A 3,318-nucleotide genomic window follows, 5' to 3' on the forward strand; every position below is an offset into this window, starting at 1 on the left:
CCTGCGCCCTCGTTTTCGAGGGTGAGCTTGAAGTCAGCAACTCGGGCGCGATCGCGCCGCGAGAACGCTGAGGTTCGTCTGGAAATTGCTCGTCACGCTCTCCGCTGTCTTGCCCCGCTTTAAGCGGGGCATCCAGTATCCCAGAGACGGCAGTGCTTGAGCGGATAAGCCGCGGCGTACTGGATCGCCCGGTCGAGCCGGGCGATGACACATCGGAGATTGCGGCTCGCAATAACGACCGTCCAATAACGACCGTCGTGAGGGCCTCACAGCCACGGTGCGGGCTTGTCCAGCGCGATCAGTTCCTCGACCTCGATGCGCGGGCGGACCACGGCATATTGATCGTCCTTGACCAGCACCTCCGGCACCAGCGGCCGCGTGTTGTAGGTCGATGCCTGCACCGCGCCATAGGCGCCGGCCGTCATGATGGCCAGGAGATCGCCGGCCTTCGGCTCGGGCAGCTTGCGGTCGAGCGCGAGATAGTCGCCGGTCTCGCATACCGGGCCGACCACATCGGCGACGATCGTGCGCGTGCCCGGCGCGGGCTGAACAACGGGGAGGATGTCGTGATGGGCCTCATAGAGCGTCGGGCGGATCAGGTCGTTCATGGCGGCATCGATGATGATGAAATTCTTCGCATCGCCCTGCTTCACATAGATCACGCGGGCGACCAGAATGCCGGCATTGCCGACGATCATCCGCCCCGGCTCGAACATCAGCGTGCAGCCGAGATTATGAGTGATGCGCTTCACCATCGCGGCATAGGCGTCGGGCGCGGGCGGCGCCTCGCGATCGTGATAATAGGGAATGCCGAGCCCGCCGCCGAAATCGACGTGCGAGATCGCATGCCCGTCGCTGCGCAATTCATGCACGAACTCGGTGAGAATCCGGAACGCGGTCTCCATCTTGGAAAGATCGGTGATCTGGCTGCCGATATGCACGTCGGTGCCGGTGACCGCGATGCCCGGCAGTTTGGCCGCCCGGGCATAGACCGCGCGCGCCTGCGCGAGCGGAATGCCGAACTTGTTTTCCGACTTGCCGGTGGAAATCTTTGCGTGCGTGCCGGCATCGACATCCGGGTTGACGCGCACCGAAATCCGCGCGGTGCGTCCGGTCTCGACGGCGAGGCGCGACAGCAGCTCCAGCTCGGGCTCGGACTCGATGTTGATGCAATGGATGTCGGCGGCGAGCGCGGCGCGCAGCTCGGCCTCGGTCTTGCCGACGCCCGAGAACAGGATCTTGTTCGCCGGAATGCCGGCGGCGAGCGCCCGTTTCAGTTCGCCGCCGGAGACGACGTCCGCACCGGCCCCGAGTTTTGCCAGGGTCCGCAGCACGGACTGGTTGGAGTTCGCCTTCAGGGCGTAGCAAACCATCACCTTCTCGCCCGCGAAGGCCTCGGTGAACACGCGGTAGTGCCGCTCCAGCGTGGCGGTCGAGTAGCAGTAGAAGGGCGTGCCGACAGACTTGGCGAGATCGGACAGGCTGACAGCCTCGGCGTGGAGCACGCCGTTACGATAATCGAAATGATTCATGGTGGGCTCAAATATCCCGGAGGCCGGCGCCCCAGGACTTTCGGTTTCGATTCAGTTCGCTGCTATTCAATTACGCGACGGGCCGCCGCTGTCGAGCAGCGGGTCGAGAATGAACGGCCGTTTGGGCCCTCTTCCAGCGGTCGGCGGCGCGTCCATTCCATAGCTCGGATTGTACACGCTCGGTTTGCTCATCGCCTCGCTCTCCGTGTCGGTCGGCGCGGGGGCGCTGTTGGCGCTGGCGATGGCTGGCGACGAGGCGTTCGGCGGCAGATCCAAAGGCCCCTTGCGTCCGCAAGCCGCAAGCGCGAGCGAGGCCGCACACAAGACCAGAATGGCCCAGCCAGGCGCGGCCGGGCGACGGTTACGATTCACGACGAGGGTCCCCATTTGGCTGGCACAATACAGAGATTGCACTGCCGCCACCACCCTGAAATTGCCCGCGCGAAGTGAAACCCAGCCCTATTTTCGTTGTTTTTCCAGCCGCTTCAGCCAGCCTTTCGCCTGCGCGAGGACGTTTTTCGGGGCCGTGCCGCCAAAGCTGGTCCGGCTCTTCACGGACGCCTCGACCGTGAGCACCTTCAAGACGTCGGCCGTGATGTTCGGCTCGATCTCCTGCATCGCTTCGAGCGGCAGCTCGTGCAGCGCGACGCCCTGCTTGGCCGCCAGCGACACGATCCGGCCTGTGACGTGGTGAGCGTCGCGGAACGGCATTTTCAGGGTCCGAACCAGCCAGTCGGCAAGATCGGTCGCGGTGGCATAGCCCTCGCCGGCGGCCGCCTTCATGCGCGCCTCGTCGGGCACGAGGTCGGCGACCATGCCGGTCATGGCGCGGATCGCCAGGCCCGCGGCCTCGAAGGCCTCCATCGCGCCCTGCTTGTCCTCCTGCATGTCCTTCTGGTAGGCGAGCGGCAGGCCCTTCATCACGATCAACAGGCCGGTCAGCGCGCCGATCACCCGGCCGGTTTTGGCGCGGACCAGCTCCGCCGCATCCGGATTGCGCTTTTGGGGCATGATCGACGAGCCGGTGGTGAACTTGTCGGAGAGCCGCACCAGGCCGACCAGCGGCGAGGTCCAGATCACGATCTCCTCGGCAAGCCGCGACAGATGCACCGCGGTGATTGCGGCCGCCGACAGCGTTTCCAGCACAAAGTCGCGGTCGGAGACGGCGTCCAGCGAATTGGCCATCGGCCGGTCGAAGCCGAGCGCCTTGGCGGTGGCGTGGCGGTCGATCGGAAACGAGGTGCCGGCGAGCGCCGCCGCACCGAGCGGCGATTCGTTGAGGCGCGCACGCGCATCGGCAAAACGGCCGCGGTCGCGCGCGGCCATCTCGACATAAGCGAGCAGATGATGGCCGAAGGTGACAGGCTGCGCAGTCTGCAGATGGGTGAAGCCCGGCATCACGGTCGCGGCGTGCTCGATGGCGCGCTCGACCAGAGCGCGCTGCAAGGCCGCGAGACCCTCGTCGATCGCGTCAATGGTGTCGCGGACGAACAGGCGGAAGTCGGTCGCGATCTGGTCGTTGCGCGAGCGCGCGGTGTGCAGCCGTCCGGCGGCGGGCCCGATCAGCTCGGCGAGCCGGGCCTCGACATTCATGTGAATGTCCTCGAGCGCGCGCTTGAAATCGAACGCGCCCTTGCCAATCTCTGACAAAATCGTGTCTAGACCCTTGCCGATATTTTTTGCATCTGAGGCCGTGATGATGCCGTTGGCCGCGAGCATCGCTGCGTGCGCCTTGGACGCGGCAATGTCCTGGGCAAAGAGGTGGCGATCGACGTCGATCGAGACG

The 3,318-nt window shown here is 65.4% G+C and carries 3 protein-coding genes; all 3 read right to left on the reverse strand.

Going from position 1 to position 3,318, the window contains the following annotated elements; translation table 11 throughout:
- Positions 1-266: 266 nt before the first annotated feature.
- Positions 267-1,532 carry a diaminopimelate decarboxylase gene (gene lysA / locus JOZ76_RS02320; RefSeq protein ID WP_291697019.1) on the reverse strand — a complete coding sequence of 422 codons (1,266 nt, stop codon included), beginning with the start codon at positions 1,530-1,532 and terminating at the stop codon, positions 267-269.
- 66 nt (positions 1,533-1,598) lie between these two features.
- Positions 1,599-1,919, reverse strand: a complete 321-nt coding sequence (gene lptM / locus JOZ76_RS02325) for an LPS translocon maturation chaperone LptM (protein ID WP_291697020.1) — start codon at positions 1,917-1,919, stop codon at positions 1,599-1,601.
- 72 nt (positions 1,920-1,991) lie between these two features.
- On the reverse strand, positions 1,992-3,318 hold a 1,327-nt coding region (gene argH / locus JOZ76_RS02330; protein ID WP_291697021.1), incomplete at its 5' end, for an argininosuccinate lyase.

The organism is Bradyrhizobium sp. (assembly GCF_019244115.1).
GTDB lineage: Bacteria > Pseudomonadota > Alphaproteobacteria > Rhizobiales > Xanthobacteraceae > Bradyrhizobium.

Bases quoted from the DNA above. Each gene is read 5' to 3' on its own strand.
- lysA (WP_291697019.1), bottom strand. From the start codon at position 1,532: ATGAATCATTTCGATTATCGTAACGGCGTGCTCCACGCCGAGGCTGTC.
- lptM (WP_291697020.1), bottom strand. From the start codon at position 1,919: ATGGGGACCCTCGTCGTGAATCGTAACCGTCGCCCGGCCGCGCCTGGC.